The sequence below is a fragment of the Pseudomonas nitroreducens TX1 genome (assembly GCF_000313755.1).
Classification (GTDB): domain Bacteria; phylum Pseudomonadota; class Gammaproteobacteria; order Pseudomonadales; family Pseudomonadaceae; genus Pseudomonas; species Pseudomonas nitroreducens_A.
Window position 1 is genome coordinate 1 of the sequence record NZ_AMZB01000002.1, and the last position, 307, is coordinate 307.

Below are 307 nucleotides of genomic sequence, written 5' to 3' on the forward strand. Positions count from 1 at the left end.
CTTCTCGTCCGGGCGCAGGGTGAAGGCAACGATCTCTTTTACCACTTCCGGGAAGACAGTGACCAGGTCGCGGTCGCAGAAGCTGAACACGGTATCCAGATGCATCGCTGCGCGGGACTTGGGCAGGCCGGCGATAATTACTTTCTCGGCGGCTCCTTTGGCGAACAGCGCCTGGGCGACTTGGCCAATGGCCTGGCGGGAGGAGCGCTCGCCCATGCCGATCAGGACGACGCCGTTGCCGATGGGCATGACGTCACCACCTTCGAGGGTGGACATGCCGTGGTCCTTGTCCGGATCGCCGTACCAG

The 307-nt window shown here is 63.2% G+C and carries 1 protein-coding gene; it reads right to left on the reverse strand.

Annotated features, from left to right (window positions below; genetic code table 11):
- Positions 1–307 (reverse strand): arginine deiminase family protein (locus C167_RS31905; protein ID WP_037005681.1); only part of this gene is annotated, 307 nt, incomplete at both ends.